This window comes from Pseudomonas sp. 10B238 (assembly GCF_000970615.1).
Taxonomy (GTDB): domain Bacteria; phylum Pseudomonadota; class Gammaproteobacteria; order Pseudomonadales; family Pseudomonadaceae; genus Stutzerimonas.
On the sequence record NZ_KQ033933.1, the window covers coordinates 159,302 to 178,132 of the forward strand.

Genomic DNA, 18,831 nt, shown 5'->3' on the forward strand with positions numbered 1-18,831 from the left:
GGTCATCGGCAGGGCCCGAAAAGCCTCCCGACAAAGTGAGAAAAATACGCTGCAACTTGCTGCTTGGTGCGGTCAGAACCAAGGGTCCAACCCCATCGCCGCGGAGCGGGCCCGGTCGAAAGCTGACCAGTATGTTAGATTGCGTCCTCTTCGCCACAGGCGGCCACTCCCCAATCGGTTATCAAGGAGCGCAGCATGGAGGCCAACAAGTCTTCCTCTCCCACCCTCAATCCCCCGGTGTTCTACGGCTCTGCCGTGCTCATCCTGTTGCTAGTGATCTACAGCGTCGCCACTCCGGAACATGCTCAAGGCATGTTCAGCGACGTCCAGGCCTGGATCATCGCCAATGTCAGCTGGCTCTACATTCTTGCAGTCGCCGTCATCCTGCTGATGGTTGTATTGCTGGCGCTCAGCCGTTATGGCGAGATCAAGCTGGGCCCTGACCACAGCGAGCCGGACTACAGCTATCTGACCTGGTTTTCGATGCTGTTCTCGGCAGGCATGGGCATCGGCCTGATGTTCTTTGGCGTCGCCGAGCCGGTCATGCACTTCCTCTCGCCGCCGGTTGGCGAAGGCGGCACCGTCGCTGCTGCGCGCGAGGCCATGAAGATCACCTTCTTCCACTGGGGCCTGCATGCCTGGGCCATCTACGCGATCGTCGCGATGATTCTGGCCTACTTCAGCTATCGCCAGGGCTTGCCACTGACGCTGCGCTCCGCCCTGTACCCACTGATTGGCGAACGCATCTACGGCCCGATCGGCCATGCGGTAGACATCTTCGCCATTATCGGCACCGTCCTCGGCGTCGCCACTTCGCTGGGGCTGGGTGTCACGCAGATCAACACAGGACTGAATCACCTGTATGGCGTGCCCATTTCCGTCCCGGTGCAGATCGCACTGATTGCGGGCACCACCGTACTGGCGACTATCTCGGTGGTGACTGGCCTGGACAAGGGCGTACGGAGACTCTCGGAACTGAACCTGACGCTGGCCGTTCTGTTGCTGTTGCTGGTGCTGATCGCCGGGCCGACCGTGTTCATCCTGCAGACATTCGTGCAGAACACCGGTAACTACTTCTCACAGATCGTCACCGCGACCTTCAACCTCTACGCCTACGAGCCGAACGACTGGATCGGCGGCTGGACGCTGTTCTACTGGGGCTGGTGGCTGGCCTGGTCGCCCTTCGTTGGGCTGTTCATCGCGCGCATTTCGCGAGGTCGCACCATCCGCGAATTCGTCACCGGCGTGCTGCTGGTCCCGACAGCCTTCACCCTGCTGTGGATGACTGTGTTCGGCGATACAGCGATCCACATGATCCTCTGGGAACACGTCACCAGCCTGGGCGAAGCCATCGAGCGAGACAGCTCACTGGCACTGTTCGCCTTCCTCGAGTATTTCCCCTTCGCCTCGCTGCTGTCGCTGATCGCAATCATCATGGTGGTGGTGTTCTTCGTCACCTCGGCGGACTCCGGTGCGCTGGTCGTGGACATGCTCGCCTCCGGCGGTCAAGGCCAGACACCTGTGTGGCAGCGCGTGTTCTGGGCCGGCTCCATGGGAGCGGTCGCCATCGCCCTGCTGCTCGCGGACGGCCTGACCGCGCTGCAGACCGCAACCATTGCCAGCGCCTTGCCCTTCACCATCGTGCTGCTCTGCGCCATGTGGGGCTTGCTCAAGGCGTTGCGCGTGGATGCCACCAAACAAGGCTTGCGCTACCAGACGGTCAGCACCACGCCCACAGCGCCGCAGTCTGAAGGTGGCTGGCGCCGTCGGGTGCAGAACCTGACCAAGTACCCACGCCGTCGCGACGTGGAGCGCTTCATCGTTGCAATCGCGGCGCCCGCGTGCGCTGAAGTGGCGGAAGAACTGCGCAAGCAGGGGTACGCCGTGGAGCTTACAGGCGGTGAAGACAACCGCACCGGGCTGCAGATCACCCATGAGGGCGCGCCTGATTTCATCTACCAGATCCGCCCGCGCGGCTATCCGATGCCGAGTTTTGTCGCCACCGAAGAGGGCGATTCTGACGAGGCGACCTACTTCCGCGCCGAGGTTCACCTCAGGGAAGGCGGGCAGAATTATGACGTGATGGGCTGGAGCCGTGATGGCGTGATCGGCGACATCCTGGACCAGTACGAGAAGCACATGCACTTCCTGCACATGGTTCGCTAAGCAACAACGCGCCGGGCTCTAAGCCCGGCGCTTCGTTTCAGCAACTGGCTTCGGCCGTCCGGCCACGATTGAGAAAGGGCCTGAGCTCCGCAAGCGGCAGCGGCTTGCTGATCAGATAGCCTTGAACCTGATCGGCTCCGAAGCGACGCAGCTGACCGAGCTGAGCGGCGCCCTCCACCCCTTCGGCTACCACCTCTAGACCCAGGTCATGTGCGAGGCTGATCATCGCGCGCACCAGCCGCCCATTCTGCGGGCGCGCCGCCATCTGACCGACAAAACTCTTGTCGATCTTGAGCAGACTGATCGGCAGTCGACTCAGGTGTACGAACGAGGAGAAACCGGTACCGAAATCATCCAGCGAGAAGCGCACACCTAGCGCTGCCAGAGCGTTCATGGTGCCGCGAACCTGATCGCTGCGGCGCATCACTGCGGTTTCGGTGAGTTCGAACTCCAGCCAATGCGGATCCACACCGCGTTCCTCGATCAGCCGCTTCAGGGTTGCCAGCAACTGGCTGTCCTGAAACTGGCGGAACGATAGGTTGACGGCCATATGCAGCTCGCCTGCACCGCTTTCGCGTAGGCTTTGCATGTCGCGCAGCGCCCGCGCGATCACCCAGTAGCCGAGCGGCACAATCAAGCCGCTTTCTTCGGCCATGGGGATGAACTCGTCTGGCCCGAGAAGCCCACGCTCGGCATGCGGCCATCGCACCAGCGCCTCCATACCAACGATGCGGCCGGTGTCGATGCAAAGTCGCGGCTGATAGTGCAGCTCAAGGTCATCGCGCCGCAGCGCACGGCGCAACTCGCCTTCCAGATCAGCAAGGTGACTGGCGCTGCGGTTGACCCGCTCGTTGTACAGATACCAGGAACAGCCTTGACTCGCCTTGGCTTGGCGCATGGCCACCTGCGCCAGCCAGAGCAGTTGGTCGGGGTCCGTATCGGCCTTCGCATTCGCCAGCCCAAGACTGCAGCCGAGCATCAGGGTGTCGCCGTCAATCCAGTAGGGCTCGGCCAGTGCCTCGACAATTCGGTCAGCGATCCGATCAGCGCGATCAGGCTGCCGCTCGGTATCGAGCAACAATGCAAACTCGTCGCCACCCAGGCGGGCCAGGGTGTCACCCACCTCCAGCTGTGCCTTCAGGCGCGCCACGACTTGCAGAATCAGACGGTCGCCAGCCTGATGCCCCAGAGCATCGTTGACCCGGCGAAAGTTATCCAGATCCAGGCACCCAAGCGTCAGTCCTTCTCCTTCGTGCTCGGCCAGGCGCGATGCAAGCAATGCCTGAAAGCCTTGGCGATTGGCAATGCCAGTCAGCGGGTCCTGCACGGCCAGCCTTTGCAGGGCGCCCTCCAAGTTGCACCGTTCGCGGGCATAGCGCACACAACGCCGCAGCATGTCGGTACTCAAACGGGCGCCGGGAAGCCAGTCGATGACACCTTCCGGCAGCTCCGCGGGCTCGTCTTCGAGCAACAAAACGGTAGGCCAGGGGAAGTGCGCCGACGCGGGGCGACAGCCCGGCGTGGCAATCAACAAGGCGTGGCCGGACTCGGCAAGCAGATCAATCGCGGCCGACCAGTCTTCAGCCACGCTCAGCCGATGACGGCCGCGCACGGACGACAGGGCAACCTGAAGCTCTTCGGTCCACGTGGGCACATCGGCCAGCAGAACCAGACGCATGGGTTGTATAGAAGATGTCACGGTGTTTCCCCGGTTCGTACGGAGCAGAAGATGGCAATGCCACCTCGACGGATACACCTCCCTGTGTGAAGCGGGGCGGCAAGCTGAGCAGCCTAAAGCGGGCGCCGCGGCGCATAGACTAGAGCATTGCAATGGATAACCCAGCCTCGCTGGCGACGACCGGTAGCCGCAGCCGGTCGACAGCACCAATTCACAGCCATAGCCCTGCTAAACTCTCGCCCCCGTTTCGATAGACCAAACGACGATGTCCCGACTCAATCCCCGGCAGCAGGAAGCCGTGAACTACGTCGGCGGCCCCATGCTGGTGCTCGCCGGCGCCGGCTCCGGCAAGACCAGCGTGATCACCCGCAAGATCGCCTACCTGATCCAGCAATGCGGCATCCGCGCTCAGTACATCGTCGCCGTGACCTTCACCAACAAGGCCGCACGCGAGATGAAGGAGCGCGTCAGCAGCCTGCTACGCGGCGGCGAAGGTCGCGGCCTGACGGTTTCTACCTTTCACAACCTCGGCCTGAACATCATCCGCAAGGAATACGCCAAGTTGGGCTACAAGCCCGGCTTTTCAATCTTCGACGAAGGTGACATCAAGGCGCTGCTGACCGACATCATGCAGAAGGAATACGCCGGCGATGACGGCGTGGACGAGATCAAGGGCTACATCGGCAGCTGGAAGAATGACCTGATCATTCCCGAAGAAGCGCTGGCCAACGCGCGCAATCCGAAGGAACAAACCGCCGCCATCGTCTATACGCACTATCAGCGCACGCTCAAGGCGTACAACGCGGTGGATTTCGACGATCTCATCATGCAGCCGGTGAAGCTGTTCCAAAACCACCCCGAGGTGTTGGAGAAGTGGCGCAACAAGGTCCGCTACATGCTGGTGGATGAATATCAGGACACCAACGCCAGCCAGTATCTGCTGGTCAAGCTGCTGGTGCAGGAGCGCGCCCACTTCACCGTCGTGGGAGACGACGACCAGTCGATCTACGCCTGGCGCGGCGCGCGGCCGGAAAACCTGATGCAGCTGAAGGACGACTTCCCCTCGCTGAAGGTGGTGATGCTCGAGCAGAACTACCGTTCCACCAGCCGCATCCTCAAATGCGCGAACGTGCTGATCGCCAATAACCCGCACGCCTTCGAGAAACAGCTTTGGTCGGAGATGGGTCATGGCGACGCGATCCGAGTGATTCGCTGCCGCAACGAGGAAGCCGAGGCCGAGCGCGTGGCCATGGAAATTCTCACCCTGCACCTGAAGACCCAGCGGCCCTACAGTGATTTCGCCATCCTCTACCGCGGCAACTACCAGGCCAAGCTGATCGAGCTGAAGCTGCAGCACCACCAGATTCCCTATCGCCTGTCCGGCGGCACCAGTTTCTTTGCTCGCCAGGAAGTAAAAGACCTGATGAGCTACTTCCGCTTGCTGGTCAATCCGGACGACGACAATGCCTTCCTTCGCGTGATCAACGTGCCGCGCCGGGAAATTGGTTCTACCACCCTGGAAAAACTCGGCAACTACGCCACCACTCGCAAGGTTTCCATGTACACCGCCTGCGACGAGCTGGGTCTAGGTGAACACCTCGACAGCCGCTTCACCGACCGGCTGTCGCGCTTCAAGCGCTACATGGACAACCTGCGCATGCAGTGCGCGCAGAACGACCCGATCGCTGCGCTACGCAGCATGGTCATGGATATTGACTACGAGACCTGGGTGCGCGGACAGACGTCCAGCGACAAGGCAGCCGACTTCCGCATGGGCAACGTCTGGTTCCTCATCGATGCGCTGAAGAACACCCTGGAGAAGGACGAAGAAGGCGAGATGACCATCGAGGAAGCCATCGCCAAACTGGTGCTGCGCGACATGCTCGAACGTCAGCAGGAAGAGGAAGAAGGCGCTGACGGCGTGCAGATGATGACGCTTCATGCATCCAAGGGGCTGGAATTTCCTTACGTCTTCATCCTCGGCATGGAGGAAGAAATCCTCCCGCACCGCTCCAGCATCGAAGCCGACACCATCGAGGAAGAACGCCGCCTGGCCTACGTCGGCATCACCCGGGCGCGGCAGAACCTGGCCATGACCTTTGCCGCCAAGCGCAAGCAGTACGGGGAGATCATCGAGTGCATGCCCAGCCGCTTCCTCGACGAGCTGCCCCAGGAAGACCTGGAGTGGGAAGGCCAGGAAGACGCGCCGGTGGAGGTCAAAGCCGCCCGCGGCAACGACGCGCTGGCGGCGATGCGGGCGATGTTGAAGAAGTAACGGCGCCTGCACGACTCAAGCAAACGTAGGGTGGATCACGATCCACCGATCCACCGGGCGACGGCACCGGGTGGCGCTCCACCAATTCGTGAGGCGGCGATTCACTGAGCGGGATCACGGTGAATGAAAAGAGCGTCATCCACCCTACCTGCTGACGACACCCGCAACATCGAAAGCCGCTGCTGCGCTTTATGTAGGAGCGAGCTTGCTCGCGATCATGGCATTCGCGGGGCCGCGGATCGCCAGCAAGCTGGCTCCTACAGTCAGGTTGGGGCCGTCTTGTCGTTTGGCATACAGCGTGGGCTATCAGCCGCTAACGATCGCCTCCAGCTCCTTCGCCGCCGCGCGCAGGCGGGGCACGAAGGCGAGCAGTGACTCCATCGAACAGCGAATCACCGGCGCATGGGTGAACAGACAGGCGGTCAATTCGCCGCGGGCATCGCGCACTGGGACGGCGCAGGCGACCATGCCGTCGATGAACTCCTCCGAATCGGTGGCCAGATCCTCTTCACGTATCCGCACCAGGTCGTCACGTAAGGCACTCAGATCAGTGACCGTATTTCGCGCCATCTGCCGGATCGGCAGCCTGGGTAGGATGCGCTCCAGCTGGTCGTCCGGCAGCGAGGCAAGGTAAAGCTTGCCGCTGGCCGTGCACCAGAGCGGCGTATGACTGCCGATGGGCAGGTTGATCTGCAGCGGCCAATTGGTCTGCACGCGATCAAAATAGAGCATGTCCAGGCCATCCGGCACCGACAAGCCGCAGGTTTCCCCGATCTCGTCGGACAACTGCCGCAGGATCGCCTGACGCAGCGCCTTGTGGCGGCCGCTGCCCAGGATATTCACCGCCGTCGCATGCAGCCGATCGCCCGGCAGCAGGCCACCCTTGAGGCCGAACTGCAGGAAGCCCTCCTTCTCCAGTGTCTGCACCAGGCGGTGGGCGCTCGGCTTGGGGATGTCCAGCTTGTCCGCCAATGCACTGGGCGTCAGCGGCTCCGCGGCGCTGGCTACGGCTTCGATGATCTCGAGCACGCGGGTAATGGATGAACCTTTTTCACGGGGGGTACTGCGCATCGCCTGCCCTGTTGTTAGGAAGAATGAAGCGCCATAGCGCGGAATGAGTGAATCTGTGGCGCGTTAACTGAAAACGCTGGTGGGCTGAAGCCCACCCTACGCGCGCCTACTCCAGGACTGGCATCGAGAAATCCGCACCGAGCGCGGATTACGTCTGCTCGCGTCAATGACGATCTTCATTAGCGTGAAGACAGCGGCCATGCTTAATCAGCCAGTAGGGTGGGCTTCAGCCCACCGCAGTAGTAATGCGGGCTCAAGCGGAACAGCGCCCGCTCTACCCTAAGGCGCTCGTCCCGACTTGCTCTATTTCATCGTTGGCATGGAGAAGTCAGCGCCGGCACGAATGCCGGTCGGCCAGCGCCGGGTCACGGTCTTCATTCGGGTGAAGAAGCGCACGCCGTCCGGACCGTGCATGTTCAGCGGGCCGAAGATCGAGCGCTTCCAGCCACCGAAGCAGTGGAAGGCCATCGGCACCGGGATCGGTACGTTGACGCCGACCATACCCACCTTGACCTCTTCCTCGTACTGTCGCGCGGTGTCGCCGTCACGGGTGAAGATCGAGGTGCCGTTGCCGAACTCGTGGTCGTTGACCAGCTTAAGCGCCTCGTCGAAGGTGTTGACGCGCACAACCGCCAAGACGGGCCCGAAGATTTCCTCCTTGTAGATACGCATCTGCGGTGTCACCCGGTCGAACAGTGTCGGGCCGACATAAAAGCCGTTCTTGTAACCCTCGACCTTCAACCCACGCCCGTCACAGACCAGGCTCGCGCCTTCTTCCACACCCAGATCAATGTAGCCGGACACCTTCTGCTGATGCTCGCGTGTGACCAGCGGCCCCATGTGCGGCTCGGGTTCGACGCCCGTGCCCGGGCCGGTGCGCATCTGGCTGATTTCGCCTTTGAGCATCTCGACCAGGTTGTCCGCCACCTCATCACCCACACACACCGCTACCGAGATCGCCATGCAGCGCTCGCCGGCCGAGCCATAGGCGGCGCCCATCAGCGAGCCAACCACTTGCTGCGGATCGGCGTCGGGCATGATCACCATGTGGTTCTTCGCCCCGCCCAGAGCCTGGCAGCGTTTGCCGTGGGCCGACGCAGTGCTGTAGATGTACTCGGCGATGGGCGTCGAGCCGACGAAGCTCACCGATTGCACGCGCTCGTCGGTCAGCAACACATCCACGGCCTCCTTGTCGCCATTGACGATATTCAGCACGCCTGCGGGCAGCCCGGCTTCGGCCAGCAATTCACCGAGCAGCATGGTTGCGCTCGGGTCCTTCTCCGACGGCTTAAGGACGAAGGTGTTACCGCAGGCGATGGCCACCGGCAGCATCCACAGCGGCACCATGGCCGGGAAGTTGAAAGGCGTGATGCCGACACAGACGCCCAGCGGCTGCATCAGCGAGTTGGAATCGATATCGCGCCCGACGTTGGGCGAGAACTCGCCCTTGAGCAGGTGCGGGATGCCGCAGGCGAACTCCACCACTTCGAGGCCGCGAGTGACTTCGCCCTGGGCATCGGAGAACACCTTGCCGTGCTCCAGGGAAATCAGCCGGGCGACGTCGTCACGACGTTCTTCGAGCAGCGCCTTGAAGCGGAACATGACGCGAGCACGGACCAGCGGCGGCGTCTTCGACCAGCCTTCGAACGCGGCTTGGGCGGCAGCGACGGCTTCACGAGTTTCTTCAGCCGAAGACAGCGAGACGTAAAGACGTGGCTCACCGGTAGCGGGGTTGTAAACGGTCGAATGGCGTTCGGAACGGCCAGCGACCGCCTCGTTGTTGATCAGATTACCGAGGGTCTGCATGGGTCACTCCTGGTTCCAGACGGTTTCGTAGAGGTCGATGATTTCAGCTTCGGTGGGCACCCGCGGGTTGTTGCCGGGCGAACCCGAGGCCAGCGCCTGCTTTGCCATGGTTTGGCGCAGTTCGAAGAAGCGCTCGCGGGTGATGCCGAACTGCTCGGGGCTAGGCACCTGCAGTTCCTTGTTGATCGCGCGCAGCTCGGTCAGCAGCTTTTCGTTGGCTGCCTCGACGCTGTCGCCCTCGCCCGCCACCCCCATGGCACGTGCGCAGTCGGCATAACGCTCCGGCGCGGCGGGAATCGAAAACGCCGTGATCGCCGGCAGCAGCATGGCGTTGGACAGCCCGTGCGGCACATGGAAAAACGCACCGATGGGCCGGCTCATGCCGTGGACCAGCGCCACCGATGCATTGGAGAAGGCAATGCCAGCCAGGGTCGCACCCAACATCATTGCCTCGCGGGCCTGGCGGTTGCTCGGCTCGTGATAGGCCGCACGCAGATTCGGCGCCAGCAAGCGCATGGCCTGCAGGGCCTGGGCATCGCTGTAGAGGCTTGCCTTGCGGCTGACGTAAGCCTCGATGGCGTGGGTCAGCGCGTCGATGCCAGTATCGGCAGTAACCCGCGGCGGCAGCGACAGGGTCAGCTCGTAATCGATCAGCGCGGCGACCGGCATGAAGCCGAGGCCGGCGCAGAGCAGTTTCTCGTCGCTGGTTTCGTCAGTGATGATGGTGAAACGGGTCGCTTCCGAGCCGGTGCCCGCCGTGGTTGGGACGGCGATCAGTGGCAGGCCCGCCTCGCTGACATCACGCGGGAAGCGGTAATCGCGTATTTCGCCGCCGAATTTGCCAAGGATGCCGATGGCCTTGGCCGAATCGATGGGGCTACCGCCACCGAGGGCGATGATCGAATCGTAATCACCCTGACGCACCATCTCGACGCCGGCACGAATCGATGCCGCAGTCGGCTCCGGCAGCGTGTCGGCAAAGCAGTCGCTGGGAATATCCGCGTTGGCCAGGATCTCGCTGATCCGGGCGACATAGCCCAGCTCGACCATCATCCGGTCGGTCACGATCAGTGGTCGTTTGCAGCCAAGGTTATGCAGCACGGAGACGATCTGCTGACTGGCGCCGGCACCGACTTCCATCAGGCGCGGCAGGACGATGCGATGGCTCATTGGCTTCTCCGATAGGGTTCGCGCTGCGCTCGGACAGGTCTAAAGGCCAGCCAGATGAGGCGCTATGTGAACGGATTGCATGAGAAAACTTTAGGTCTCGATTGAGAAAGTTCGTCTCAGGTGCCTGGAGACTAGAAACAATGACCGCAAGCGTCAAGCTAAAACGAGACGTTTATTCTCGTTATCGTGAGAACTGGTGTGTCAGGGCCGTATGGATACTTGATGAACGTGACGAGGGAGCGGGCCCGGATCGCCAGCAAGCTGGCTCCTACAGGAATGTGGGGTTGTTATGCCACAGCCGCACTGAACCCCAGCTTTTCATTGTTGGTGAGATCGTCAGCGCGGAGACACCTACAGACCACGAGCGGCTGACGACTCGGGCTTTTCGTAGGAGCTAGCTTGCTGGCGATCAGCTGTACTAAGAACGGGACAGCGCCTGACCGAGCAGACGCTGCAACAGATCGTCGCCCTCAGCCTGTAAGCGTGTTCGAGTCTGCGCAACCTGATCGCGGCTAGCGTCTTCGAGACTTGCCATATCGGCATCCACGTTGATCAAGGCTGCGCTGAGCCCGGCATGGATGAGCACTGTGCCGGCCTGGGCATCGCTTTGCACGTTCGAGTTGGTACATGGCCAGGCATCAACCGCCAGTTCGAGCGCCTCCAAGCAGCAATGCGCCAAAGCCAGCGGCACGGCACAGGCCTGACGAGACGCGGCCTGCTTCTGTTCGGGCTCACCCTCCCGAGCAGCGTTCAGGTAGTCCCCGAAAGCCCGGACATCATCATCCGCGAACGCACCGGGCCTGCCCAACAGTGCTTCCGCCGCTTGCAACAGCGCGCGGCGAGTCGGATCGGACCCGTGGGCCTCGCTGATACGCAGCCCCTTTACCACCAACGCAAGCCCGATATCGGCCGTGACAGCGGCGGCCGCACCGCAACCGGGCGTTGGTTGGTTTGCAGCCGTAGCCGCCCTGAAATCGGCCAGCCGTTGCGTCCAGAGGCTCGCCTCATCGCTCATACGGTCGATCCGTCAGCTAGCCTGCGCATTACCGTCGCCCCAATGGAGCAGCACGTCGAGCATGCGGTTGGAGAAGGCCCATTCGTTGTCATACCAAGCCAGTACTTTGACCAGATCGCCCTGTACGCGCGTGTGGCTGAGGTCGGCCACGCACGAGGTCGGATGGCCGAAGAAGTCGCGCGAGACCAGCGGCAGATCGTTGCACTCCATGGCGCCGAGCGGCATCTTCTGGGCGCCTTCCCGGAGGATCTGGTTGATTGCCTCAACGCCTCCCGGTGCACGCTCGGCGGTGAAGGTGAGGTCGACCAGCGACACGTTCGGTGTCGGCACCCGAACCGCCAGCCCGTCCAGACGCCCGGCCAGCTCGGGCAACACCAGACCGATAGCCTTGGCCGCACCGGTGGTCGACGGAATAATCGATTCGGCTGCAGCACGGGCGCGGTAGAGATCCTTGTGCGCTTTGTCCAGCAAGCTCTGGTCATTCGTGTAGGAGTGCACCGTGTTCAGCAGGCCCTGGCGGATCCCCACTGACTCATGTAACACCTTGGCCAGCGGTGCCAAGCAATTGGTGGTGCAGGAGGCGTTGGAGATCACACGATGGCTGCTGTCGAGCAGCTCATGGTTGACGCCGTAGACGACCGTCAGATCCGCGCCGTCCAGTGGGTGCGAGGCGAACACCCGCTGGGCACCGGCCTGCAGGTGCTGATCGATCAGGTCGCGCTTCTTGAATTTCCCCGAGCACTCCAGCACCACGTCGACACCCAACTGTTTCCACGGCAGCTGCGTCGGATCGCGTTCCTGAAGCAGGCGGATCGACTGGCCACGGATCTGCATCACGTCATCGCGCAAGTCGACCTGGCCGTGGAAACGGCCGAAGGTGGTATCGAAGCGCGTCAGATGCGCCATCGCCGAGCGCTCGCTGAGGTCGTTGATCGCTTCGATATGGATCTGGTTTTCCAGGTTTCGCTCGAACAGGGCTCGCAGTACTGCTCGGCCGATACGGCCATAACCATTGATAGCAACTCGCAACATGGTGCTCTCCTGGGTCGTTGAGGCTGGTGAAGGTTAGTCGGAGTATCCGCGGTGGCGTTCAGTACCGTCCGACGGAGATCAATGAATCGGGGAAACCCAGGCACCGCTCGTCAGTCGTAACTCTCACAGGCCCGTTACGCCGGGCTTGCCGCACTCAGGAGAAGGGCCACGAGCAATGAGCGAGTCATTCCCAGCACCCTGGTGGAAAGGCGCCACCATTTATCAGATCTATCCAAGGTCCTTCGCTGACAGCAACGGCGACGGCATTGGCGACCTCGACGGCGTACTGCAGCATCTCGACCATCTGCAGCAGCTCGGCGTCGACGCACTGTGGCTGTCGCCGATCTTCCGCTCGCCGATGGCCGACGCCGGCTACGACATCAGCGATTACTGCGACATCGACCCCCTGTTCGGTTCGCTGAGCGATATCGACCGGCTGATCACCGAAGCCCACGCCCGCGGCATTCGCGTACTGCTTGATTTCGTGCCCAATCACACCTCCGATGAACACCCCTGGTTCGTCGAGTCGCGCAGCTCGCGGGACAACCCGAAGCGTGACTGGTACATCTGGCGTGACGAGCCCAACAACTGGCGTGCCGCGCTAGGCGCCGGCAGCGCCTGGACCTGGGACGAGCAGACCCAGCAGTACTACCTGCACCTGTTCCTCGCCAAGCAGCCGGATCTGAACTGGCGCAACCCAGAAGTGGTGGAAGCGATGCACGACGTGCTGCGCTTCTGGCTTGATCGCGGCATCGACGGTTTTCGCATCGACGTCATCCACTGCACCGGCAAGGACTTAACCTTCGCCGACGACCCGCGCTGCCAGGCCGGCCAACCGCTGTCGGATTTCAATGACCAGCCCTACAGCCACGAAGTGCTGCGCGGCTTGCGCAAGTTGGTCGACAGCTACCCCGGCGACCGCGTGCTGGTGGGCGAGGTGAATATCCGCTCCACCGAACGCGTGCTGCAGTACTACGGCGCCGGCGACGAGCTGCACCTGGCCTTCAACTTCAACCCGCTCGACGCGCCCTGGGACCCGGTGCTGTTTCGCACCTGTATCCGCGATGTGCAGCACTGGCTGCAACCGGCCGGCGCCTGGCCCACCTGGGTACTGTCCAACCACGACAATGTGCGCCAGCGCAGCCGCTATCAAGGCTCCGAACGGGCCTCCCGTGCCGCCGCAGTGCTGCTGCTGACCTTGCGCGGCACACCCTTCATCTATCAGGGCGAGGAGCTGGGGCTGGAAGACGCGGTGATCACCGCCGAGACCCGTGTCGATCCGGGCGGCCGTGACGGTTGCCGGGCGCCGATTCCCTGGCAAGCTGAGCCGCCGCATGGCTGGGACGGCGCTGCACCCTGGCTGCCCTTCCCACCCGAGGCCGACGAACTGGCGGCCGAGCGCCAGACCGGCGCGGTGAATTCGATGTTTGCGCTTTACCAGCGCCTGCTCGCCGCGCGCAAGGCCAGCCCGGCGCTGCATCACGGCGATTTTGCAGAGCTGCCATCGCACCCTGATGTACTGGCCTACCACCGACAGCAGGGCGACGACTGCCGCCTGGTCTGCATCAATTTCGCCGATCACCCACACGCGTTTCCCCAAAATGCTCATTGGCTGGTGGAAATCGCCAGCGATGGCGTCGGGGAAGGCGAACCCTTCAATGGCAATTTGTCAGCCGGGCAGGCGCTGGTCCTGCGCCCGGCGGAGAGCTGAGCATGCGTCCACTCTGGTATCGCAACGCGGTGATCTATCAGGTCGATCCCGCCCTTTTCCGTGACAGCAACGGCGACGGCTGCGGCGACCTGCGCGGCATCACCGAACGACTAGATTACATCCGCGGCCTGGGTGCCACCGCCGTCTGGATCATGCCCTGCTACGCTTCGCCGTTCCTCGACGCCGGCTACGACGTCACCGACCACCTGCAGATCGCCCCGCAATTCGGTGATCTGGCGGACATGGTGGCGCTGCTGGAAAAGGCCGAGGAGCTCGGCCTGCACGTGATCATCGAACTGCTGGTGCAACACACCTCCAGCGAGCACAAATGGTTCCAGGAGGCGCGCCGCGACCGAAATTCGCCGTACCGCGACTACTACATCTGGGCAGATGAGCCGGACACTTCGATGGCGCCGATCTTTCCGACGGTCGAAGACAGCATCTGGACCTGGGATGAGGAAGCCGGCCAGTACTACCGCCACCTGTTCTACAAGCACGAGCCGGACCTGGACCTCGCCAACCCGCGGGTCATTCACGAAATCGAGCGGATCATGTCGTTCTGGCTGCGCCTGGGTGTGTCCGGCTTTCGCATCGACGCCGCGGTACACATGGTGCGCCAGGCCGGCGGCGGGGATCTGAAGAAGGGCTATTGGCTGCTGGAACACATGCGCGACTTCGTCACCATGCGCCGCCCGGAAACCGTACTGCTCGGCGAGATCGACACCGACCCGGAAAAGTATGTCGAGTATTTCGGGGACGAGGCGGACCGCGTCACCCTGCTGCTGGATTTCTGGACCAACAACCACCTCTTCCTGGCGCTGGCCCGGCAACAGGCCGAACCGCTGGTTCGCGCCTTGAACAGCCAACCGCTGCCACCCAGCCATTCGCAGTACGCACTGTGGATTCGCAACCATGACGAGCTGAGCCTGGATCGGCTGAAAGAAGATGAGCGCAACGAGGTCATGGACACCTTCGCCCCCGATCCGAAGATGCGCGCGTATAACCGCGGCATTCGGCGGCGGCTCGCGCCGATGCTCGATGGCGATGAACGCCGAATCGCTGCCACGCATGCGTTACTGTTTTCGCTGCCGGGCACACCGATCATCCGCTATGGCGAGGAAATCGGCATGGGCGACGACATGGAGCGCCCCGAGCGCCAGGCCGTGCGCACGCCGATGCAGTGGTCCAACGAGCCCAACGCCGGGTTTTCCTGCACCGCCGGCGAGCTGGCGGCGCCGCTGATCGATGAAGGCCCCTTCGCCTACGACAAGATCAATGTATTCGCCCAGACCCTGCGCAGCGATTCACTGATGGCCCGCACGGGCAACATGATCCGCACGCGGGTCGGGCTGCGTGAAATAGGTATCGGCAAGCGGCAGACGGTGGAAGTCGAGGATCCGGCGGTCTTCGCCATCCGCCACGACAACGGCTCCAGCGTGCTTATGCTGGTCAACCTGGCCGACAAGGAAACCACAGTGGAAATCACCGCCGACGATCTGCAGGACATGGTCGATGTGCTCGCCGACAGCAACTACGATCAGCCCGAAGGCTCGCCGCTGAAAATCCGCCTCGGGCCGTACGGCTACCGTTGGCTGCGGCGCAAACAGCAACTGTTCGGGTAATCCAGATGCCCCACCAGCTCGATGCAACCCAATGGCGCGCCTGGCATGGAGACGACTTTCCTCACGATTGCTGGTGTGTGGCAGGCGACGAGCTCTGCGCCGTGGCCGGTTCGCGGTGCATCGATCTGGTATCCCGGCAACGCTACGGAGATTTCATCCTGCGCTTCGAAATCGCCCTGCCCTTTGCCGGCAATTCCGGTGTGTTCTGTTGCGTCGACGAAGGTGCTGATCTCAGCTGGCACAGCGGCCCGGAAATGCAGCTGCTCGATGACCGCGGCCATCCCGATGGTTGCGAACCGACGACGCGCAACGGCGCGCTCTACGGTTTGCTGCGACCTGATATCGAAACGCAGATTGAGCCCGAACAGTTCATCGAAGCGGCGTTGAGCCTTCGCAACGGCGAAGTCGAGCACTGGCTGGACGGGCAACGGGTGCTGCGCTACCGGCTCGATGATCCGGCGCTGCGGGAACGCATCACCCAGAGTAAATTCAGTGGCTATCCTCGCTTTGCCCAATCTTTCGAAGGCCACGTGGTGCTTCAACACCACGGCGAAGCGGCGCGTTTCCGCCGCCTGTCGATCGAAACACCGGACTGAACGGTCCACTTGGACCTGCGAGCAGAATTGAGCGAGAATGCGCGGCTTTCCAGGCTGCGGTAAGCAGTGACGGACGGATGCAGAATCGAAACGAGCTGGGCGCTCGCCTCTATGGCGCAGCGCCCAACTGGTTTTCAGCGCCCCGATTCGTCAGGCAAACCCGGCCGCTCACGCTTGAGGTAGCGCGTTCGTGGAACAGCTGAAACAGAAGATCCGCAATGAAGGCATCGTACTCTCCGACCGCGTACTGAAGGTCGATGCTTTCCTGAATCATCAGATCGACCCTGTGCTGATGCAGCAGATCGGCCAGGAATTCGCGCGCCGGTTCCGCGACGAAAAGATCACCAAGATCGTCACCATCGAAGCCTCGGGCATCGCGCCAGCGATCATGGCTGGCCTGGAGCTGGGCGTGCCGGTCATTTTTGCTCGCAAGCATCAGTCGCTGACCCTGACCGATCACCTACTGACGGCCTCGGTGTACTCCTTTACCAAGCAGGTCGAGAGCACCATCGCGATTTCCACCAATCACCTGTCGCCAAACGACCGGGTGTTGGTCATCGACGATTTCCTGGCCAACGGTAAAGCGGCCAAGGGTCTGATTTCGATCATTCAGCAGGCCGGCGCGAGCATCGCCGGGCTTGGCATCGTCATCGAGAAGTCCTTCCAGGCCGGCCGGCAGGAACTGGAAGAAGCGGGCTTCCGGGTTGAATCCCTGGCCCGCGTGGCCGCCCTCAGCGATGGCCAGGTGGTGTTCGTGGAGTAAGCGCCCCGCGCCACTCCCTGCGCTTATTCCTTACGCCACAGATCAACCAACGCGCCCTGCGTGCCGGCAACCGGATCGCTCACCGGTACGCTGACCCGCTGAGCGCGCGCCTGTGCCTCATCATGGCCAGCTTCATCCGGGCGCAGCAGATCGTACTGCTGCTCGACCGGATAGCCGCCCACCACTTCGAAATCATCGCTGGCGCTGAGCTGGCAATGACCGGTGCCGGCCGGCAGCACCAGCGCGTCGCCAGCGCGCACCTCGACTTCCTGCCCCTGCTCGCCACCGAGCATCAGCCGCGCCGAACCCCGCGAAACGCCGAGCACCTCATGAGCGGTCGAATGAAAGTGGTGATAGTCGTACACACCCGCACGCCATTGGGCCGGCCACAGATGGCTATTGAACAGATTTTCGAACCCGCTGGCGTAGTCGTTTCCGGCTAACGGCAACTGCCGGTACACCAGCACCGGATGCGAGCTGTTCGGCGTACGACCGTCGCTGGAAAAATGCAATTGCTCGGGATGCGGGGCGGAACTGGGCATGGGCACCTCATCTTCGTGCGGAGGCCTGATGTCGGTGCAGGCCCCGGGAATGGGTTTGAAGTTTCGACCCGATGCAGCGCCGCTTTTCTCCCCCCAGACACGACAAAGCCGCCCGAAGGCGGCTTTGCCTGACCGGTTGAAGCTTAGAGCCCGGACATCTGCTTGATTGCAGCCATCAGCTCGTCATCCGAGCAGCTGGCGCAAGTGCCTTTGGGCGGCATGGCGTTGATGCCGGTGATGGCGTTGGCCAACAGCACATCGAGACCACCCTTCTCATCAGCACGCGCTTGCCAGGCAGCTGTATCGCCGACCTTCGGCGAGTTCAGCAGACCGGTGCCGTGGCAGGCGTTGCAGAACTTGCCGACCACTTCTTCACCGCTAAGCGCGCCGCCACCAGCGGCAGCAGCTGCCGGACCGGCTGCGGCGCATTCTTCACCTTGAATACACACTTCGCCTACCGGCTTGAGGCGCTCGGCGATGTCGTCGTTGGTCGCAGCCTGAGCGCTCACTGCCCACAGGGCCAATACGGCAGTCTGTGCTACCAGGATCTTCTTAATCAGGTTCACCTTATACCCTCATGTGGCTAGACACGCCCGCGGCCACGGTATCGCGAGCGGCGGTCAGTATAACGGCAAGCCATGCCCGCCGAAACAATACGAAAGGCCCTGTCATCCTCAGCGACGCTTTGTCGCAGCGGCACCCGTCCGTCGCTTGGACCAGCGGCACGGGTCAGAAGTTGGCCGGCGTGGTCGCGCTGATCAGCTTGGCCGGCGCATCGAATGGATTACGAAAGCGATGCGGCTTGCTGCTCTCGAAGTAGTAACTGTCGCCTGTTTCCAGCAAATAGGTCTGGCCACTCACCGTCAGCTCCAGGCGTCCCTCGACCAGCATGCCAGCCTCTTCGCCCTGGTGCGCCAGCATGTCGGTGCCGGTATCGGAGCCAGGCGGATAGGTTTCGGCGAGAAATGCGATGGCGCGACCCGGATGCGCTTTGCCGACAAGCTTCATGCTTACCGCGCCGTCGGAAATATCGATCAGCTCGCCGGCCTTGTAGACCACCTGGGTATCGCTGTCCTGCTCGAAATCAGGCGAGAAAAACTCGACCAATGACATTGGAATCCCGCTCAGCACCTTCTTCAACGAACTGATTGACGGGCTGACGCTGTTTTTCTCGATCATGGAGATCGTGCTGTTGGTGACGCCCGCACGTTTGGCGAGTTCGCGTTGGGACAGGCCCTTGAGTTTGCGGATGGTTTGCAGTCGAACGCCAACGTCCAATACGGGAGCCCCCAATAAGAGCGATTGCTGAGGTCGCTATGATGGCGAGGGCGTTCAGTATTTTCAACACAACGGGACGAAATGACAGATCGCCCCGGATGGCGAT

15 protein-coding genes are annotated in these 18,831 nt (G+C 62.3%); 6 read left to right on the plus strand and 9 right to left on the minus strand.

The features are described 5' to 3' along the window. Positions 1 to 195: 195 nt before the first annotated feature. A complete protein-coding gene (locus tag RT21_RS12320; RefSeq protein WP_046162946.1) occupies positions 196 to 2,166 on the plus strand; it encodes a BCCT family transporter in 1,971 nt (656 codons plus the stop codon). Between the two features lie 37 nt (positions 2,167 to 2,203). On the opposite strand, the gene RT21_RS12325 is transcribed toward RT21_RS12320, so the two are convergent. Continuing rightward, entirely contained in the window at positions 2,204 to 3,844 is a 1,641-nt protein-coding gene (locus RT21_RS12325) for a putative bifunctional diguanylate cyclase/phosphodiesterase (RefSeq protein WP_045431041.1), read from the minus strand. Positions 3,845 to 4,109: 265 nt separating this feature from the next. Between RT21_RS12325 and rep the strand changes: the two genes are divergently transcribed. Next, positions 4,110 to 6,119, plus strand: coding sequence for a DNA helicase Rep (gene rep, locus RT21_RS12330; protein WP_046162947.1), 2,010 nt, complete (start codon positions 4,110 to 4,112; stop codon positions 6,117 to 6,119). Positions 6,120 to 6,425: 306 nt separating this feature from the next. On the opposite strand, the gene RT21_RS12335 is transcribed toward rep, so the two are convergent. The 5 genes from RT21_RS12335 to gap form a co-directional block, all read right to left on the minus strand. Continuing rightward, entirely contained in the window at positions 6,426 to 7,190 is a 765-nt protein-coding gene (locus RT21_RS12335; protein WP_046162948.1) for an IclR family transcriptional regulator, read from the minus strand. Positions 7,191 to 7,493: 303 nt separating this feature from the next. Continuing rightward, positions 7,494 to 8,996 (minus strand): CoA-acylating methylmalonate-semialdehyde dehydrogenase, encoded by a 1,503-nt coding sequence (locus RT21_RS12340; protein ID WP_046162949.1) that lies wholly within the window; start codon positions 8,994 to 8,996, stop codon positions 7,494 to 7,496. 3 nt (positions 8,997 to 8,999) lie between these two features. Continuing rightward, positions 9,000 to 10,166, minus strand: coding sequence for an iron-containing alcohol dehydrogenase (locus RT21_RS12345; protein WP_046162950.1), 1,167 nt, complete (start codon positions 10,164 to 10,166; stop codon positions 9,000 to 9,002). 418 nt (positions 10,167 to 10,584) lie between these two features. Then, a complete protein-coding gene (locus RT21_RS12350) occupies positions 10,585 to 11,181 on the minus strand; it encodes a cyclodeaminase/cyclohydrolase family protein (protein ID WP_046162951.1) in 597 nt (198 codons plus the stop codon). A 12-nt stretch (positions 11,182 to 11,193) separates the two neighbouring features. Next, positions 11,194 to 12,213: a type I glyceraldehyde-3-phosphate dehydrogenase gene (gene gap, locus RT21_RS12355; protein WP_046162952.1), complete on the minus strand. Its 1,020-nt coding sequence runs from the start codon at positions 12,211 to 12,213 to the stop codon at positions 11,194 to 11,196. 175 nt (positions 12,214 to 12,388) lie between these two features. Between gap and RT21_RS12360 the strand changes: the two genes are divergently transcribed. The 4 genes from RT21_RS12360 (at position 12,389) to RT21_RS12375 (ending at position 16,905) form a co-directional block, all read left to right on the plus strand. Next, positions 12,389 to 13,924 (plus strand): alpha-amylase family glycosyl hydrolase, encoded by a 1,536-nt coding sequence (locus RT21_RS12360; RefSeq protein WP_046162953.1) that lies wholly within the window; start codon positions 12,389 to 12,391, stop codon positions 13,922 to 13,924. Positions 13,925 to 13,926: 2 nt separating this feature from the next. Beyond that, positions 13,927 to 15,546, plus strand: coding sequence for an alpha-amylase family protein (locus RT21_RS12365; protein WP_046162954.1), 1,620 nt, complete (start codon positions 13,927 to 13,929; stop codon positions 15,544 to 15,546). A 5-nt stretch (positions 15,547 to 15,551) separates the two neighbouring features. Then, a complete protein-coding gene (locus tag RT21_RS12370; protein WP_046162955.1) occupies positions 15,552 to 16,142 on the plus strand; it encodes a 3-keto-disaccharide hydrolase in 591 nt (196 codons plus the stop codon). 190 nt (positions 16,143 to 16,332) lie between these two features. Next, positions 16,333 to 16,905, plus strand: coding sequence for a xanthine phosphoribosyltransferase (locus RT21_RS12375; protein ID WP_045431064.1), 573 nt, complete (start codon positions 16,333 to 16,335; stop codon positions 16,903 to 16,905). Positions 16,906 to 16,928: 23 nt separating this feature from the next. Here the strand turns inward: RT21_RS12375 and RT21_RS12380 are convergent, their stop codons facing one another. From RT21_RS12380 to RT21_RS12390, 3 genes are all read right to left on the minus strand, one after another. Continuing rightward, positions 16,929 to 17,447 carry a cupin domain-containing protein gene (locus tag RT21_RS12380; RefSeq protein ID WP_046162956.1) on the minus strand — a complete coding sequence of 173 codons (519 nt, stop codon included), beginning with the start codon at positions 17,445 to 17,447 and terminating at the stop codon, positions 16,929 to 16,931. 143 nt (positions 17,448 to 17,590) lie between these two features. Beyond that, positions 17,591 to 18,013 carry a c-type cytochrome gene (locus RT21_RS12385; protein WP_046162957.1) on the minus strand — a complete coding sequence of 141 codons (423 nt, stop codon included), beginning with the start codon at positions 18,011 to 18,013 and terminating at the stop codon, positions 17,591 to 17,593. A 163-nt stretch (positions 18,014 to 18,176) separates the two neighbouring features. Continuing rightward, on the minus strand, positions 18,177 to 18,725 hold the full coding sequence (locus RT21_RS12390; protein WP_046162958.1) for a cupin domain-containing protein: 549 nt from the start codon (positions 18,723 to 18,725) through the stop codon (positions 18,177 to 18,179). Positions 18,726 to 18,831: the final 106 nt, after the last annotated feature.